The sequence below is a fragment of the Pseudomonas simiae genome (assembly GCF_000934565.1).
GTDB classification, from domain to species: domain Bacteria; phylum Pseudomonadota; class Gammaproteobacteria; order Pseudomonadales; family Pseudomonadaceae; genus Aquipseudomonas; species Aquipseudomonas simiae.
In genome coordinates, this window is sequence record NZ_CP010896.1 from 301,479 (window position 1) to 319,663 (window position 18,185).

Annotated in this window: 13 protein-coding genes; 10 read left to right on the plus strand and 3 right to left on the minus strand. The window is 60.9% G+C overall.

The annotated features are described in order from the left end of the window. Window positions 1–139: 139 nt before the first annotated feature. A complete protein-coding gene (locus tag PF1751_RS01360; protein WP_010214033.1) occupies window positions 140–343 on the plus strand; it encodes a tautomerase family protein in 204 nt (67 codons plus the stop codon). Between the two features lie 20 nt (window positions 344–363). Next, window positions 364–1,065 (plus strand): SDR family NAD(P)-dependent oxidoreductase, encoded by a 702-nt coding sequence (locus PF1751_RS01365; RefSeq protein ID WP_010214032.1) that lies wholly within the window; start codon window positions 364–366, stop codon window positions 1,063–1,065. A 3-nt stretch (window positions 1,066–1,068) separates the two neighbouring features. On the opposite strand, the gene PF1751_RS01370 is transcribed toward PF1751_RS01365, so the two are convergent. Genes PF1751_RS01370 through PF1751_RS01380 form a run of 3 tightly spaced genes read right to left on the minus strand, consistent with a single transcriptional unit; the run spans window position 1,069 to window position 4,410 of the window. Further along, entirely contained in the window at window positions 1,069–2,646 is a 1,578-nt protein-coding gene (locus tag PF1751_RS01370; protein WP_044286474.1) for a M48 family metallopeptidase, read from the minus strand. Between the two features lie 14 nt (window positions 2,647–2,660). Beyond that, entirely contained in the window at window positions 2,661–3,026 is a 366-nt protein-coding gene (locus PF1751_RS01375; RefSeq protein WP_010214029.1) for a hypothetical protein, read from the minus strand. 37 nt (window positions 3,027–3,063) lie between these two features. Then, window positions 3,064–4,410: a CHASE2 domain-containing protein gene (locus PF1751_RS01380; RefSeq protein WP_044286475.1), complete on the minus strand. Its 1,347-nt coding sequence runs from the start codon at window positions 4,408–4,410 to the stop codon at window positions 3,064–3,066. 513 nt (window positions 4,411–4,923) lie between these two features. On the opposite strand from PF1751_RS01380, the gene PF1751_RS01385 reads away from it, so the two are divergent. From PF1751_RS01385 to pelG, 8 genes are all read left to right on the plus strand, one after another. After that, window positions 4,924–5,856 carry an NAD-dependent epimerase/dehydratase family protein gene (locus PF1751_RS01385; RefSeq protein WP_010214027.1) on the plus strand — a complete coding sequence of 311 codons (933 nt, stop codon included), beginning with the start codon at window positions 4,924–4,926 and terminating at the stop codon, window positions 5,854–5,856. A 62-nt stretch (window positions 5,857–5,918) separates the two neighbouring features. After that, entirely contained in the window at window positions 5,919–8,732 is a 2,814-nt protein-coding gene (locus PF1751_RS01390; protein ID WP_044286476.1) for a bifunctional glycoside hydrolase/polysaccharide deacetylase family protein, read from the plus strand. Continuing rightward, on the plus strand, window positions 8,710–12,309 hold the full coding sequence (locus PF1751_RS01395) for a tetratricopeptide repeat protein (protein WP_044286477.1): 3,600 nt from the start codon (window positions 8,710–8,712) through the stop codon (window positions 12,307–12,309). Before PF1751_RS01390 ends, PF1751_RS01395 begins: the two co-directional genes overlap by 23 nt. A 26-nt stretch (window positions 12,310–12,335) precedes the next feature. Then, window positions 12,336–12,854, plus strand: a complete 519-nt coding sequence (locus PF1751_RS01400; RefSeq protein WP_010214021.1) for a hypothetical protein — start codon at window positions 12,336–12,338, stop codon at window positions 12,852–12,854. A gap of 5 nt (window positions 12,855–12,859) precedes the next feature. Continuing rightward, window positions 12,860–14,227, plus strand: a complete 1,368-nt coding sequence (locus PF1751_RS01405; protein ID WP_044286478.1) for a PelD GGDEF domain-containing protein — start codon at window positions 12,860–12,862, stop codon at window positions 14,225–14,227. After that, the gene (locus PF1751_RS01410) at window positions 14,205–15,200 is read left to right on the plus strand and encodes a HEAT repeat domain-containing protein (protein WP_010214018.1); all 996 of its coding nucleotides are present in this window, start codon (window positions 14,205–14,207) and stop codon (window positions 15,198–15,200) included. Before PF1751_RS01405 ends, PF1751_RS01410 begins: the two co-directional genes overlap by 23 nt. Further along, on the plus strand, window positions 15,190–16,704 hold the full coding sequence (gene pelF / locus PF1751_RS01415; protein ID WP_044286479.1) for a GT4 family glycosyltransferase PelF: 1,515 nt from the start codon (window positions 15,190–15,192) through the stop codon (window positions 16,702–16,704). The genes PF1751_RS01410 and pelF overlap by 11 nt, the downstream gene beginning before the upstream one ends. Beyond that, window positions 16,705–18,075: an exopolysaccharide Pel transporter PelG gene (gene pelG / locus PF1751_RS01420; RefSeq protein WP_010214016.1), complete on the plus strand. Its 1,371-nt coding sequence runs from the start codon at window positions 16,705–16,707 to the stop codon at window positions 18,073–18,075. The last annotated feature ends 110 nt before the right edge of the window (window positions 18,076–18,185 follow it).

Consider the following 18,185-nt stretch of genomic DNA (forward strand, 5'->3'; position numbering starts at 1 on the left):
TGCGCTAGTGCGCTGCAGTCTTGTTACACCGCAGTACGAATGAAGTACTCGGCCCCACCTTTATCCCTCCCCGACGCAAGCCTAAATTGACCTCACTGCCCGCCCATCACCCCGATGGCCGGCCACTGGAGTCCCTGCCATGCCCTTTGTCAGCCTGCGCATCACCCGTGACGGCGTTACCTCGGAGCAAAAAGCCCAGGTCATCGCCGAGTTCACCGAAACCCTCGAACGCGTCCTGCACAAACGCCCCGATCTGACCCACATCGTCATCGAAGAAGTCGACACCGACAACTGGGGCTATGCGGGTATCACCACCACCGAATACCGCAAATCCCAAGCCTGAATCCCTACTGGAGAATCCTCATGAAGAAAGTCGTCATCATCACCGGCGCATCCCAAGGTATCGGTGCTGCCGTGGTCCAGGCCTACCGTGCCCTCGACTACCGCGTGGTCGCTACTTCGCGCTCGATCCAGCCATCCACCGACCCGGACATCCTCACCGTCGCCGGCGACATTGCTGACCGGGCCACCGCCCAGCGCGTCATCCACGAAACCCTGGCCACCTTCGGGCGCATCGACAGCCTGATCAACAACGCCGGTATCTTCGTCGCCAAACCGTTCACGGCCTACACGCAAGAGGACTACGCCAACGTCCTCGCGGTGAACCTCAACGGCTTCTTTTACATCACCCAACTCGCCATTGCCGAAATGGAAAAAAACAACGCCGGCCACATCGTCAACGTCACCACCAGCCTGGCGGATCACGCGATTGACGGCGTGCCGTCGGTACTCGCGAACCTCACCAAGGGCGGACTGAATTCGGCCACCAAGTCCCTGGCGATCGAGTACGCCAAACGTGGCATCCGGGTGAACGCGGTGAGCCCGGGGATCATCAAGACGCCGATGCACGGCGCGGAAACCCACGCGGCGCTCGGGCAATTGCATCCGGTCGGGCACATGGGCGAGGTGAGTGACATCGCCCAGGCGATTGTCTACCTGGAGAACGCCGGGTTTGTGACCGGCGAAATTCTGCATGTAGACGGTGGGCAAAGCGCCGGTCACTAAACGTCAGGCTTTGGCCGGCACGAGTTTTTTGCAGTTCTCTTTACGTGCCGGATATTGCTCACACTTGCGCAGCACGGTTTGCACCTGCTGCGCATTTTGCACTTGCTGGTTAGCCAATAATTTCTCGGTAATGAACAGTTCTTCAGAGCCGAGGTGACGTTCCGCCTTGTCGATCATCGCCAGCGCCGACTGCCCATCTCCGCGTTTGAGGTGATAGCTGATCATCAGGTCGAAGGTGGAGGGGCCCGCCAGGCTCCAGTCCTTGATCGCTTGCAGCTCTTTCAGCGCTTCGCCGCTCCGGCCCTGGGCCAGTCGCACGGTGTAGGCGGTGCGGCGGATACCGGGTTGGTCTTTGACGGGAGAGGCCAAGGCTTTGCGGATGAACCCATCAGCGTCTGGGACTTTGTTTTTCTCCAGGGCGTCGTTGGCGAAGTAGGCATCCTTGTAACCTTGCATGGCTTTCGCCACTTGCGGCGTGCTCTTCATTTTCGTCCAGCTTTGCGTGTTGATCCGTGCACGGCGCTCCTGGCGATACTCGCGTTGCAGGTACTGGCGTAACTCGGTGTCGCGATCAGTTGCCGACATATGGGAGCGATTGAAGTACTGGGCGGTCGCGGTGATGCTGGTGGTCAGGCCGTCTTTGACCAGCACATCCAGTTCCTGGGTAAACCGGTTCAGGTTGAACTGCTGCAGCGAATCCTGCATGGCGTTTTTACGCGCGGTCAGAAAGCCCGTGAGCAACGGTTTTTGCTTGCCCTGAAAATCACTGAGGCGTTCAAGGCTGTGGGTCGCGGCACGCGGTGCATAACCGGCGCGGATCATCAAGTCAGTGCCAAGCAAGTCGGCCTGGTCTTCCTGGGTGCGGCCCCAGGCGGTGCTCCAGACATGGTCGGAAAACGTGTTGGCCAGCGCGGTATACAGCACGGTATTCCCGATGGTCTTCTGGGTGCCGGCGGGGTCTTTGCTGAACAATTTCATCGTGCCGGAACTGCGATCCACGCCCGTGTCGGCAGCCATGGTGGCCAACGCGACCGTGGAGGCGACCGTGGTGAACATCTCTTTCTGCTGCTGGAAGGCGGCCATGCGATCGTGGTGGTGCAGCAATACGTGGCTCATCTCATGACCGAGCATCGCCGCGATTTCGTCTTCGCTCCCTACGTTATCCAGCATGCCCAGGGGCACGAACACATTTCCGTAAGGGTCAGCCGAAGGGCCGAAGCTGTAACTGTCGGTGATTTTTACCTGCAAGGCCGGCAACTCGCCCGGCCAGCCCTTGGATAAGCGCGTGACAATACCCTGCAGATACACCTGCAGCATCGGAATATCCACCAGGTTCTGCTGGCGAGCCTCGGCTGCGGGTACTGTGCGTCCGTCATAGCTCAAGCGTTGTTGGCTCTGGCGTTGCGGGTCGAGTTTGTAATACGGGCGCACGTCTGTGTTATCCACATAATGGCCCTGCACCCGGGATTGGGTCGAAGGTCCCACCAGATTCATGAACGCCTGATCGGCGCCCTTCAACGTGGCGCAGCCACTGAGTAGCGTGCTTGCCAGCAGGCTGGCCGCCCATAGAGATCCTTTCACCGCAGCGCTCCTTTTTATTGATTGCAGCCGGCACCAAAACCAATGGTGGAGTTGTTGCGGCTGTCTTTGGTCTGGCTTTTGGTCAGGCCTTGGCAGGGTAGGTCCACCACGTTCAGCGGCGGCTCGATGCGCAGGTCCATCGTGTCCAACCAGACCTTCTGGCCGGCCAGTTCCACCTGCACCAAGTCCAGCGCCTTGTTGTACTGCAACACCGGCAAGGGCTGCGTAGGCGTTTCCTGCTTCGATAACTCGCGCTGTTGTTTACCTTGCTCATCGAGCACCGCTACCGGGTCGGCGAGGAATGCCTTGATGCTGTGGGTTTCCGCCCAGGCGCCCTGGGTAAAGAGGGTGGCAAGCAAGACAATGAGGCTTCTGTTCATCCTTGGGTTCCTTGAGTCAGACATCTGAGCGGCACACTCAGCGATCTCGGTCGAAGAAGGCTTCGATCCGCTCGCTGAACAGCACCAATGACAGCAATACGATGCCCAGCACGTTGACCGGGGTGATGTTGTTGACGCTCAACAACACACTCATCAGGGCAAGCACCGACATCACTAACAACCACGACGGGCACGGCGAAGAAAAAAACCGGATCTCGCGGCGGCGCCAACGGCTCCAGGGGCGGTGACCCGCCAGCCGTCGCGCATGCAGCGCCTTGAGCACGGCGATCAACGCCAATAGGGCGAGCTCCAGCAGGTCCAGCCAATTGAAGGGCAGGCCGGGAAAGTTGGCGGGCTCATGGGCGTAGTCCATGCCTGCATTGATCAGGTTATCCAAGGCCATGGCGTGCAGGTACACGCCCGGTAGCTGGCCGTGAACCGGCGAGTCCACCAAGTCTCCCGTGGAGGTGATATTGGCGCCGACCAGGACCAGGCGATCGCGCAATAACTCGGTGAGCAATGCCTGGTCTTGCGGGTCGCTGACTTCCAAGTCGCTGGCTGACACCGTCAGGGTATAAGGGCAGCGGGCCAGGGCCGAGTCGTCGAGTTTCCAGAACACCGCCTGGAAAAACTGTGCGAGTCCATCCAGGACAAAATGCCGCGCCGGCGCGCAGTGGCGCACATCAGCAATACGCGCTTGCTCTGGCGCCAGCTTCAGCCCCCACTGCACCGCGATCGGCTGCCGCTGTGCGGCGGTTTGGGCATCCACCGGCGGCGACTGGCACTTCTGCGTTCTGCAGAGTTCGCGGTAGAGCACCATGGCTGGTGTTTCCATAAGCCCTAGTGGCGTCTGAACTGCCAACGGGTACTGGTCGTCCACGCCTTCCCAGGCCACCAGGCCTGGGCGGCTGACCTCGGCGAAGGGTTGCAGTGTGTTGGCCTGGCCCGCCTCTCCTCGCACGACGCCGGTATTCGCCAGCCACAGCGGGATACCCTGGCGCTGATAACGCTCGAACACATTTGCCAGTAGCTGGCTGCCCCGCGCCGGGTCGCCAAAAGAATGGTCATGGCTGTACAGCAAGTCCACGAAAACAGCCTTGGGCTTGTACGCCAGCAAACGTTTGAACAATTTGCTCTGCTCGCCGTAGGGCATCGGCCAAGAGGTGCCGTTGCGCATCAGGTAGGCGTCATCGATCACCACCACCGCCACGCGTTGTTGACCTTCGTTGGAATAGTGACTGGCGAACATGCGGTTAAGCCACTGCGCTGACGCCTTGTCGCTGGAACTGGCCAGGCCGAAAGGGTCCAGGACCGCCAGTAGCACGATGATTGCCGCGAGCCAGTAGCGGCGGTGATTAAAAAGCGGTGGGGTCGACAAATCCATGTCTCGATTAGAAGCACAAGCAAGGCAGGGTTTTTAACGGAGCGGGGAGGGGGTGTCAATGAAAAAAGGTGGCTAAGTGCCATATAGGTGTCGCACGCGCGGGCTCTCAGCAATGTTCGTGCGTGGCGAGCGTCCAGCATGGGTTTACAGGCGCGACTGAACGCCGCCTCGGACGCATAGCCAATCGCGAAGACAACGTAATGATCAATAAGCGCCGTCAATTAAATGACTTATTTATGGCTGAGGCTGCCGTTTGGCGGCAAGTTAGACAATACGTTGACAGTCCCTTTCGGATCCAACATTATTCGCGACGATTTTGATGGCTCTAAGCCATTAAAATGACATTAGTGACGCGCATTCGTCCCAGGCTGTGGTTCTTCAAGATTCAGGGATAAGGCGGCTTGGACTCGGATGGCCAGGCGACGTTGGTCAGGGTAGCCCTTAAACACTGTCACCTTTAATTAGCGGGTTCGCTGCTGCGTGCCTGCGCTCGAGTCTTAGGAAGCAAACTTCATGGCTGTAGGACGAATTCTGGTTACCGGCGGTGCAGGTTTTATTGGGTCACATCTGGTAGAAGCTTTGCTGGGTAAAGGCTACAAGATTCGCGTACTGGACAACTTGTCGACCGGTAAGGTGGCTAACCTGCCCGTCGCACATCCTGACCTGGAGCTGATGATTGGCGATGTCGCAGACAGTGCCGTGGTCGAGCAGGCCATGGCTGACTGCAGCGCAGTCGTGCATCTGGCTGCGGTGGCGTCGGTGCAGGCTTCGGTAGACGACCCCGTCGCCACCCACCAGGCCAATTTCGTCGGCACGCTCAATGTGTGCCAAAGCATGCTCAAGGCCGGCGTGACGCGGGTAGTGTTTGCCTCCAGCGCAGCGACCTACGGCAACAACGGCGAAGGCACGGCCATCGCCGAAGACACCCCCAAGTCCCCACTGACGCCTTATGCCAGCGACAAACTGGCCAGTGAGTACTACCTGGACTTCTACCGTCGCGAGCACGGCCTGGAGCCGGTGATATTCCGCTTCTTCAATATCTTCGGCCCACGCCAGGATCCGTCTTCGCCGTACTCCGGCGTGATCAGCATCTTCACCGAGCGCGCGTTGGCGGGTAAGCCAATTACCGTCTTTGGTGACGGCGAGCAAACCCGCGATTTCGTTTACGTGCAGGATCTGGTGAGCATCCTCGTCCAGGCAGTCGAGACCCGCGAACCGGCACCTGAAGCAATCAACGTAGGGCTCAGCCGCTCGACCAGTCTCAATGACCTGATCGCTGAACTGGGCAATGCCACCGGCACCGCGTTGAACGTGACGTACCAGGCACCGCGCCAAGGCGACATCCGCCATTCGCGCGCCAATAACACCCGTCTGCTGGAGCGCTTTGCACTCCCGCAACCGACGTCGATTGGCCAGGGTTTGGCGCAGCTGTTGCGCAGTTTGTAGTTCGCCGGTCACTTCGCCCGACGTTTACGCAGTATTGGCTCAGTCATCTTCAAGAGTAAATTATGGAAATCGTTTTCCGCAGGACGCGTATCCGCGCGATCGCTGAGCGGCTATTCGCCGCTTTTGCCTTATTCGTCGGTGGGCCGGCTGTGCACGCTGCTGCTTTATCTCAACCGAGCAGCGTGGCTTTCTGGTACGCCGAGCAACCTCCGCTGCCGGAACTGTCGCAGTTCGACTGGGCCGTGGTCGAGCCGGGCCACATGACGCCCGGCGATGTGAAGACCTTGCGGGCGCTGGGTAGCCAGCCGTTTGCGTACCTGTCCATCGGTGAGTTCGATGGCAACAAGGCTGAGGTCGAGAAAGCCGGGTTGAGCAAAGCGGTTTCCCCGGTGCGTAACGACGCCTGGGACAGTCAGGTGATGGACCTCACCTCGACGGCCTGGCGTGAGCATCTCTTCGGGCGCGCCAAGGCGCTTGAAGCGCAAGGCTATGCGGGCCTGTTCCTCGATACGCTCGACAGCTTCCAACTGATGCCCCAGGCCTCGCGCGAAAGCCAACGCGTCGGCCTGGCCAGCTTGCTGCGTGAACTGCACAAGCGTCAGCCGAACCTGAAGCTGTTTTTCAACCGTGGTTTCGAAGTGTTGCCTGAGCTGGACGGCGTTGCCGCCGCCGTGGCGGTCGAGTCGATTCATGCCGGTTGGGATGCTTCCGCCAAACGCTATCGCCCGGTGTCCGAGTCCGATCGCCAGTGGCTCGAAACCCATCTGCAACCGCTGCGCGCCAAGGGCGTGCCGCTGGTGGCCATCGACTACTTGCCACCGGACCGCCGTGAAGAAGCGCGCAAGCTCGCCAAGCGTCTGCGCGATGAAGGTTTCATTCCCTACATCAGTACCCCGGACCTCAACACCTTGGGTATCAGCAGCATCGAGGTCCAGCCGCGCCGCATTGCGATGATCTTCGATCCGCGTGAAGGCGCGCTGGAAGATGCCGCCGGCCATAGCAACCTGGGGGGGGTGCTGGAGTATCTTGGCTACCGTGTCGATTATCTGCCTGCCGACAGTAACCTGCCGCTTTACGGTTTCAGTGGCTTGTACGCAGGCGTGGTCACCTGGATGACCAGCGGCCCATCGCAGGATGCACCGGCGTTCAATCGCTTTATCAACGCACGCCTGGACGAACAGGTCCCGGTGGTGTTTTTCAGTGGCCTGCCGGTTGAGGACAAGCTGCTGCTCAAGCGCCTGGGCCTCAAGCGGGATACGCCGCCCGCCACTCAAGTGTTGACCGTCACCCACCAGGACAAGGCCCTGCTGGGCGCATTCGAGGCACCGGTGGTGCCTCGCTCCCGTGACCTGGCAGCGGTCTCGGTATTGCCCAACGGCCCCACCCCGGCGTTGTCCTTGAGCGGTGCCAATGGCGCCGTTTTCAACCCGGTGGTGGTTGGCAAATGGGGCGGCATTGCGCTCGCGCCTTACCTGCTTGAAAGCAACAACGAGCGCAGCCGCTGGATTCTCGATCCGTTCGCGTTCCTCCAGGCCAGCCTGCAGTTGCCGGCGCAACCGCGGCCGGACACCACCACCGAAAATGGCCGGCGCATTGCGACCGTGCACATCGATGGCGACGGTTTCCCCTCCCGTGCCGAAGTGCGGGGTACGCCCTACGCCGGCCGCCACACCCTGGACGACTACATCAAGCCCAACCCGTTCCTGACATCAGTGTCGATCATCGAAGGCGAGATCTCGCCGCGTGGCGCGTTCCCGTTCCTGGCGCGTGAGCTTGAGCCGATTGCCCGTGAGATCTTCGCCAACCCTAAGGTCGAAGTGGCCACGCACACCTTCAGCCACCCGTTTTTCATGCAGCCGGAAAAAGCCCAGAAGCGCGAGAATTTCAGCCCGGAATACGGCTTGAATATGAAAATCGCTGGCTACGATAAAATCGACTTTCGCCGCGAGATCTTTGGCTCGCGCGACTACATCAACCAGAACCTGACCACCCCGCAGAAGCCGGTGAAGATGGTGTTCTGGCCAGGTGATGCACTGCCGTCCTCGGACACCATCAAGCTGGCGTATGACGCTGGCCTGAAGAACGTCAACGGCGCTGAAACCATCATGACCAAGGCCAACCCGTCGCTGACCGGCCTCAACCCCTTGCTGCGCCCGACACCTGGCGGGTTGCAGTACTACGCGCCGATCATCAACGAGAACCTGTACACCAACCTGTGGAAAGGCCCGTACTACGGGTTCCGCGAGTTGATCGAGACCTTCGAGCTGACTGACAGCCCGCGCCGCCTGCGTGGCCTGCACCTCTACTACCACTTCTATTCCAGCACCAAGCAGGCCTCGATCAAGGCCATGCACGAGATCTACGGCTACATGCGCGAGCAGCAACCGATGTCGTTGTGGATGACTGACTACATCGATCGTCTGCACGGCCTGTATCAGTCAAGCCTGGCGCGTACTGCCGACGGCGCTTGGCAGATTCGCGGGATGGACGCACTGCGTACCGTGCGCCTCGACGCGCAAATGGGCTGGCCGGACTTGCTCAAATCACAAGGCATCGCTGGCGTTCGCGACCTGCCGCAAGGGCGCTACGTGGCCTTGAGCAGCGACCGGGCGTTGCTGGCATTGCGTGCCGACAGAGACCCTCGACCTGCGCTGGAGGAAGCCAACGTGCCGTTACTCGATTGGCGTTACCTGGATGATCGTCGCGTGAGCTTTTCCTTTGCCGGTCAGTTCGACTTGACCTTCTCCGTGCGCTCGGCAACTGCCTGCCGCGTGGAAGCCGATGGGCAACGATTCGCGGGCAAGGCTTCGGCCGGCCTTTGGACTTTTCAACTTCCTATGAAGCAGGTGAGTAATGGTCAACTCCTCTGCAACTAAAAGCAGCCGCCTGCTCAACCCATGGGCACTGGCGGTGGTCGCGGTGGCCGTGGGTGGCCTGCTGTGGGCAACCTTCCAGCGTGAAGAAGTGTTCCAGCCCGACGGGCGTGAGCCCGACGCCGTGTCGGCCAACTATGCCGAGCTATTGCTGACGGCGCATCCGGACGACGACCACTTGCGTTTGCAACTGGTCGACTTGCTGATTCGCCTCGGTGACTACACCAAGGCGCGCCAACACGTGGATGCCTGGCCCAAGCCGCAACCCGAACTCCAGGCCTACTATCGCCTGGAACTGGACGCGCTGATCGCGGCCGGTGGCAATGACCTGATCGTGCAACAGGCGTTGGTCGAGCGTTTGCAAAGCTTCGATCATCGCAAGCTGCCGGTGGCCCAGCTGCAGAGCCTGGCGAAGCTGGCGCTGACCCTGCAGGCTCCGGGGTTTGCCGCCACGGTGTTCGAAGAGATCGCAGGGCGTGACCCGGCGCAACGTACCGATGCGCTCAAATCAGCCGCGCAGTGGTACCTGGCGGGGGAGCAACCTGCGCGCGCGGCAGACATCTATCTGCAACTTAAGCGTGACGCCCAGCAACCGGGTGAGCGACGGGAATACGCGCAACTCGCGTTCAACAGCCTGCTGTCGGCCGGCCGTGACGAGCAGGCCGCGCAAGTGCTGGCTGACGAGTTGCCCCAGCTGAAAAACCCGCAAACCGACGTGGCATGGCTGGAGCAAGGCGTGGATGTCGCCGTCGCGACCAAGCAGTTCGAACTGGCCCAGCGTGTGCTCCAGCAGTGGCATGACCTGGAGCCTGACAATCGCAAAATCCTGGTCAAAGAATTCCATGTACGCCTGTCTATCAATGATCTGGCAGGTGCGTGGGAAACCGGTCAGGAGCTGGTCATCGATTACCCGGATGACAGCGAGTTGCTGGAGCAAATGGCCAAGCTCGGTGAGTGGCGCGGCGATAACGAAGCCGCGCTGGACTACTGGATTCACCTGCTGAAACTCAAGGAAGACCCGAAAATCCGCGAGCACGCCTGGCGTCTCGCTAGCCTGCAATTCGACTTTGCCCGTTCGATCCCATTGCTTGCAGAGATCATGCAGCAGCGTCCGCTCACGGATATCGAACTGGATGCGTTGATCTACGGGCATGAGTCCCGCGGCACTCCCGCTGAGGCCGAGTCCTGGTTGCGTACTTACCTGCGCAAGTACCCGGCCCATCGCCTGGCCTGGACACGCTTGCTGCAGAACCTGGAAAACACCGGGCAGTTCGCGGCCAAAGGCAAGCTCTACAAGGACTATGCAAAACGCTACAAGCTGACCACCGCCGAATTGGTCGATTGGGCCAGCACGGAAATGAAGTTGTTCGACGAGCAAGCGGCCTGGGAAGTGGTGAAGTCGGACGATGCGTCCATCGATGATCCTGAATACTGGCACACCCGTGCGGCGCTCGCTTGGGGCCTGGAGCGCGACGAAGACTTACGCGTCTCCCTGGAAAAGCTGCTGTCCCTCAAAGGCAAGCTGACCAGTGGCGACGAGAGCCAGTTGATCACCCTGTATCGCACCAGCGATCCGCAGCGTGCCTTGAAGTTGATGGTCGACAGTTGGCACCGTGCCCAAGACCCGCAGCGGTTGGTCGAGGCACTGCAACTGGCCCAGGAGCTCCAGGAGTGGGATCAGGTGGTTGCCCTGTTGGAAGACGCCAAAAAATACCCGGAAGCCTACGAGCAAGCCCAGGTTCTGGCGGTACGCGGTGCCCTGGCAGCGGAGCAGGGCGATGCCACCGAGGCTGAGCGTCTCTATCTGCTGGGCTTGTCGCGCTACCCCGATGACAACCTGTTCCGCGAGCGCTTGACCTGGCTGTATGTCGACCAGGCCGACACGGCAAAACTCAAACCCTTGCTGACCAAATGGCGTGCAAATGCACGGCACGACCGTCTGCTCTGGCTGCCGTTCGCCAGTGCCAGCCAGCTATTGGGGCGCGATGCCGAAGCATTGGCCTGGTATCGCCTGTACCTCAAGCTCAGCCCGAATGACTGGCTGGTGCAGGCGGCGTATGCCGACGCACTGGAAACGTCTGGCTACCAGGACGCCGCCCAGCGCCTGCGCCTGAAGTTGCTGCGCAGCCCTGAGGCCGAGAACCTGCAACCGTCGTCCCAGCGCTACGCGATCTGGTTGCGTTTGATGTCGAGCAGCTATTCACCGCAAAAGGCCCAGCAAGCACTCCTGAAGTGGAAAGACGGTTCGCCGTCGATGAAACAGCTGTGGTTCGAGCGCCTGCTGGCTCGTCTGGATGCGACCAACCAGCAAGCGCAGAAAGACGACTGGCTGGCCTGGGCGCGCACCCAGGGCCTCAAGGTTGACCGTTACGAGCAGATCCAGGAAGCCTTGCGCAGCCGTAATAAAGCCCAGGTCGAAACCCTGTTGGCCAGCAGCGACCTGAACCCGGCGCAGCGCGCACAGGCGCTCAGCCGTTTGGGGCGCACCAACGAGGCACTGGAAACCAGCCTGTCTGCACTGGGCGACGACCAGCCGGATTCGGTGAACGAGCAACTGCGTCGCCAGGCGGTGGAGATCCACGAAGCCACTCCGCAAGGCGCATTGCTGTCGTATCAGAAACAGGATTTCGGTGGCTTGTCGTTTGACTCGCCGCGCCTGGAAATCGCCCACAACCTGGGTGATAACTGGTACGCCGATGTCGAGATGGAACACGGCAACTATAAAGGCGACGACGTCATCTCCTCGCGCATTGGCGACGAGAGCAACGCGGCCCTGACCTTGGTGCGCTCAGTGGAAAACGGCAGCTGGAAGTTGTTCGCCGACACCAGCCAGCGCAAGGACGACGACCGTAACGGCCTGGGCCTGTCGCGCATGTGGCAGTTGGGCGAAAGCCACCAGATCGAGACCGGCCTGGACTGGCATCGCAAAAGCGACGACAGCGGCCTGATGCGTGCTTTCGGCCAGCAGGACCGCGCCTGGGTCGGCGGCCGTCACGGCCTGACCGCGCGGGACCAGTTGAGCTGGGAAGTGGCACAGCGCTCATTCTCGACACGTACCGACAAATCGTTGGGTAATGGTCATGCGCTGAAGCTGGAGCTGAATCACACACTGGAATTCGCCGGGCCTAACTGGACGGTGCGCAGCGGTGTGGATTACCAGAAGAACAACGTGAAGGATCGCAACCTGGATTACCTCTCCAGCGATTTCAATGGGCCGATTCGAGTGCCTGATGTCGCGCCGCCTGAGCCGGGTGATCCGATCGAGTTGCAGACCATTGCGTCGGGCGACCTGCTGCAAAGCCGCTACGGCCAACTCTACGTCGGCACGTCCTGGCGCCGCGGCATCCCTGGTGCCCTGGTGCGCAGCAAGCCGCAGTACACCTGGCTGGTGGACATGACGGCAGGGTGGCAATGGACCGACCAAACCTTCAACTACGGCATCAATACGGGCATTGGTTTCGAAGTCCTGGGTGACGACGAACTGGCCCTCACCTTCGGCTACCAATCTGCGCCACAGGGCGGGGATGGCAAGTCCGGCGGCACACTGGGTATGAGCTACGGCGTGCGTTTCGGGCGCTGATTACAGAATCTACGGGAGAAAAACCTATGCAAGCAATTCGTAACCTGAGCCTGGCTCTGACAGTACTGTTCGTCGCCGGCTGCTCCAGCTTCACCAGTGAAAGCAGCCCGAACCTGCCGCGCAATGCGCAGTGGGGCATCGTGCCGATGGTCAACTATTCGCAGACCCCGCAGGCGGGTGAGCGCAGCGAGCAGATCCTGCTCAGCGTGCTCAGCAGCCACGGCCTGCAACCTCGGGTCTACCCAACCAGCACCCAGGGCGAACAGGCGCTGATGGATGACAATGAGCGCCTCACCGGTGCCCTGGAATGGGCGCGTGAGCAGAAGCTCGATTACGTCGTCGCCGGCAGCGTCGAAGAGTGGCAGTACAAGAACGGCCTCGACGGCGAGCCAGCGGTGGGCATCAGCCTGCGCGTGCTGGAAGCCAACAGCGGTCGCGTGCTCTGGAGCAAAAGCGGCGCGCGCGCCGGTTGGTCCCGTGAAAGCCTGGCGGGCAATGCTCAGACGGTAATCGACAAATTGGTTGGCGCCCTTCGATTCGAGTGAACGCAATGAATTCTCCACACATGGATTACAGCCTGGCGCCTCGCGCCAGCGGGCCGGTGTCTTGGCTGGAAACGCTATTGGTGACGGGCTTGGCCATTGGCCTCGGCTTCTGGCTGACTCCCGAAGACCCGTTGCAAATGCACGGTGGTTTCCCCTGGCCAATCCTGGCGCCGCTGCTGTTGGGTGTGCGTTACGGTTTTGTGCGCGGCCTATTCAGCGCCGTACTGCTGGTGGCGGCGCTGTTTGCCCTGCGCTACACCGGGCATGAAGGTTATACCCAGCTTGAGCCGTCGTTCATCGTCGGTGTGCTGGTTTGCGGGATGCTGGTGGGCGAGGTTCGCGACCTGTGGGTGCGCCGTCTGGAGCGTCTGCAGATGGCCAACGAATACCGTCAGTACCGTCTCGACGAATTCACCCGTGCCCACCAGATCCTGCGGGTGTCCCATGACCTGCTGGAGCAGCGTGTGGCCGGCAGTGACCAGAGCCTGCGCAGCTCGTTGCTGGGCCTGCGTGAAAAACTGCGTGGCATGCCGGTTGAAGGCGACGCATTGAGCGAGTTGGCCGAGCCGATCGTGGCGATGCTCGGCCAATACGGTGCATTGCGCGTGGCGGGCCTGTACCGCGTCGACGAAAGCGAGAGAAACGTACTGCCCCAAGCCTTGGCAATGATCGGCGTGATGGGGCCGCTGGAAACCGATGACGGTTTGATCAAGCTCTGCCTGGAACGCGGCGAGCTGGTGAGTGTGCGTCAGGAACTGATTGATGCCGGTAACGCCGCGCAGTTTTCCTCGCTGCAGGCGTGCATTCCGTTGATCGATGCCGAAGGCCGCCTGCTGGCGATCCTGGCGGTTCGGCAGATGCCGTTCTTTGCGTTCCAGGATCGCACCTTGAGCCTCTTGTCGCTGCTGGCCGGCCACATTGCCGACCTGTTGCGCCGCGATTCGCAGGTGCTGCGCCTGCCCGATGCGGACGCCCAGCAATTTTCGTTGCAGCTCAAGCGGTCGCTGGTGGATGTTGAACAGCACACCTTGCCTGCCGGGTTATTCGCGTTCGAGATGACACGCGTCAACGACGAGCTGACACGCTTGATGGCGCGCAGCCAACGTGGCCTGGACCTGCACTTGCCAGTGCGCAACAACCGCGATCACGCACTGCTGCTGGTGCTGTTGCCGTTGACCAGCCCGGAAGGCACCCAAGGCTACCTCGCGCGTATCGGCCTGTTGCTGCACGAACACTTTGGCATCGACACGGATCTGGACAGCCTGGGTGTACGGGTCATGCCTTTCAATCTGGTGCCTGGCTGTGATCGCAACGGGCTGCGTAACTTCCTTTACAACGAGTGTGGCCTGAATGATCAGCAAGTGGCTGTTTAGCGGCGCCGTGTTGTTGGAGGCGGGCAGTTGGGCCAGTTTGTGGCTCGATGCGCCGCAGTTGCACCAACTGTTGGTGTTTATCGTCAGCCATGGCCTTGCCTGCCTGATGCTGTGCGGCGCCGTATGGTTGCTGTTGCCGGCACGCTACCGGGCACCTTTGCCGTGGAGCCCGTTGTTCATTTTCAGCCTGGCATTTTTTGTGCCGGTGATCGGCACCCTGGGCGTGGTGGCGTCGATCTTCCCGGCGCTGTACCTGCCGCGTAAACGCGACCAGCAAGCGTGGCAATCGGTCGGCATTCCTGGCCTGCCGTTCCGCGCGCAGGCCCAGACGCGCACGCCGATCTTCGCCGACGGTGGTTTGCAGGACGTGCTGCGTCACGCGCCCAACCCCGATCAGCGACTGGCCGCTCTATTGGCGACTCGCCGCATGCCGGGCAAGGACGCGGTTCCTATCCTCAAGCTGGCCTTGGGTGACCCCAGTGATGACGTCCGTCTCCTGGCGTACTCGATGCTCGACAAGCAGGAAAGCGACATCAACCTGCACATCCAGATGGCGTTGGAACAGTTGGCGGGCGTCAGTCCCCGAATGGCCGGCCCGGTGCACAGCATGTTGGCGCGCTGGTATTGGGAGTTGGCCTACCTCGGCCTGGCCCAAGGCAGTGTGCTTGAGCACGTGCTGAACCAGGCGAGTGAACATGCCGAGCAAGGTCTGGCGGCAGGTGAGGGCGGTGAGCTGTTTTTGCTGGCCGGCCGTATTGCCCTGGAGCGCGGTGAAAATGAGCGGGCTGAGGCCCTCTTGCACGAAGCTGAGCGAAACGGCCTGGGTGCGGCTCAGTTACTGCCTTTCCATGCCGAGCTGGCGTTCGAGACGGGTCGCTATCACGAAATCCCCGGGCTGCTTGCCAGCCTGCCGGAAAAAACCCGTCAGCGGCCACCCTTCGTTGAGTTGGTGAGGAGCTGGAATGAATCATAAGGAAGCCACCCCGACGGCCGACATCTGCCTGCTGCTGGAAGGCACCTGGCCGTACGTGCGCGGCGGTGTATCAAGCTGGATTCACCAGATGATCCTGGGCCTGCCGGAACTGACTTTTTCGGTGATGTTCATCGGTGGCCAGCGTTCGGCGTATACCTCGCGGCGTTATGAAGTGCCGGCGAACGTGGTGCACATCGAAGAAGTGTTCCTCGAAGACGCAACGCACCCCGCCGACACCCGTGGCAAGCCACGCGATGCCGACCCGCAGCAACTGGCTGACCTCTATCGCTTTTTGCATCACCCGGACCCGCCGGAGCGGGAACTGGGTGAGCGCATGCTCAATTGCATCGCCGAGGGCCATATGACCCTGGATGATGTACTGCGCAGCCGTGCCAGCTGGGAAACCCTCAGCGAAGGCTACCGTCAGCATTGCGCCGACCCCTCGTTCGTCAACTATTTCTGGACCCTGCGCTCGTTGCAGTCACCCTTGCTGATGCTCGCCGAAGCCTCGCGCAAGATGCCGCCTGCGCGGGTGCTGCATTCGATTTCCACCGGTTACGCCGGGCTGCTGGGCTGCATCCTCAAGCACCGCTGGAAATGCACTTACCTGCTGAGCGAACACGGTATCTACACCAAGGAGCGCAAGATCGATCTGGCCCAGGCCACGTGGATTGCCGAAAGCTCCGGGCAGGCGCTCAACCGCAGCCTCGACGGGGGCTCGGGGTATATCCGCACCCTGTGGGTACGCTACTTCGAACGGATCGGCCAACTGGCGTACAACAGCGCCGACAAGATCATTGCCTTGTACGACGGCAACCGTCAGCGCCAAATCAAGGACGGTGCCGATCCGAGCCGTACACAGTTGATCGCCAATGGCATCGACCTGTCGCAATGGTCCCGCGCCATGGAAACCCGCGAGCCGGGCATCGCCCCCGTGGTGGGGTTGATCGGCCGCGTGGTGCCGATCAAAGACGTGAAAACCTTCCTGCGTGCCATGCGTGGCGTGATCAGCGCCATGCCGAATGCCGAAGGCTGGATTGTCGGCCCCGAAGAGGAAGACCCGGAATACGTCAGTGAATGCCGCAGCTTGATGGCGAGCCTTGGGCTTGAAGGCAAGGTGCACTTCCTGGGCTTCCAGCGCATCCAGGACATCTTGCCCAAGCTGGGGCTGATGGTGCTGACCTCGATCAGCGAAGCGCAACCCTTGGTGATCCTCGAAGCCTGGGCCGCCGGTACGCCAGTGATCAGCAGCGACGTCGGCTCATGCCGCGAGCTGATCGAAGGTGGCAGCGCCGAAGACCGTGACCTGGGCATGGCGGGCAAGGTGGTGGCGATTGCCGATCCACAAGCCACGTCCGCCGCCATCCTGGAACTGCTGCGTAGCCCCGCGCGCTGGAAGGCTGCGCAGGCCGCCGGCTTGCTGCGGGTCAACCGTTACTACACCGAAGCCTTGATGCTGCAGCGCTACCGCGACCTGTACCAGGCAGCCATGGAGAACAGTTAAATGGCCGGTATTGGCTTCGAACTGCGCAAGATCCTCTCGCGCGACTCATACACCGCCACCTTGCACGCGTATGTGTATGCGGGCCTGATCAGCTCCGGCCCGTGGGTGCTGTCGATCATCAGCGTGATGCTGGTGGGGATCATCAGCCTGGGCCTGCTGTTGCCCAACTCGTTGGTGGGGCAGTTCCTGGTCACGGTGACCTACCTGATGGCCAGCTCGTTGATCCTCACGGGCGGCCTGCAGTTGTTCTTCACCCGCTTTGTGTCCGACCAGCTATTCGAGCACAACTACGAACAGATCCTGCCCAACCTGCTGGGCATCCTGTTGATGGTCACGGTCGGCGCCGGGGTGCTGGGGATTATCGTGCTGGCGGTGCTGTTCGATCAGCCGCTGATCTACCGCGTGCTGGTGTTGTCGAACTTCGTGGTGCTGTGCAACCTATGGCTGGTGATCATCTTTCTGTCGGGGATGAAAAAGTACAACCGCATCCTGATGGTGATGGTGGTGGGTTACTCGCTGATGGTGGCGAGCGCCTACCTGCTGAGCTTCCTGAAAATGCCTGGCCTGTTGCTGGCGTTGTTGATCGGGCACGGCAGCCTGCTGTTCTTGTACCTGTACGACATCCTGCGCGAGTACCGCGCCGAGAAAATGATTGCCTTCGATTTCCTCAATCGTCGCAACGTATTCCTCAGCCTGCTGGTGACGGGGTTCTTCTACAACTTCGGCATTTGGGTCGACAAGATCCTGTTCTGGTTCAACCCAGGCACCTCCAACTCGGTCATCGGCCCGCTGCGTGCCTCGATCCTGTACGACATGCCGATCTTCATCGCCTACCTGGCGATCATCCCCGGCATGGCGGTGTTCCTGGTGCGCATCGAAACCGACTTCGCCGAATGGTACGACCGTCTGTTCCGCGCCATCCGAGACGGCGAGACCTTGCAGCACATCGGCTCGCTGAAAACCGAAATGACCCTCTCCATCCGCCAGGGCCTGCTGGAAATCTGCAAAGTCCAGGGCCTGACCGTGGTGCTGCTGTTCCTCTTCGCACCCCGCCTACTGGAGTGGATCGGCATCTCCAGCTACTACCTGCCCCTGTTCTACATCGACTTGATCGGCGTGAGCATCCAGGTGGTGTTCATGGCGTTGCTCAACGTGTTCTTCTACCTCGACAAACGCCGCGTAGTGTTGGAGCTGTGCGTACTGTTCGCCGTGCTAAACGCCGCTTTGACGCTGCTGAGCATGCACCTGGGGCCTAGCTTCTTTGGGTATGGGTTCACGCTGTCGTTGCTGGTGTGTGTACTGCTGGGGCTGGCGCGGCTGTCGTCGGCGCTGGAAGATCTGGAGTATGAGACGTTTATGTTGGCGCGGTGATTGGGTTTCGGGTGATGTGAGAAAGGCACTTGGCGTTCGCGGCAAGTGCCTTTTTTGTTGTGGGAATGGTGGGGCGGTTTGGCGCTGAACTAGTAACCGAAAAATCAGTT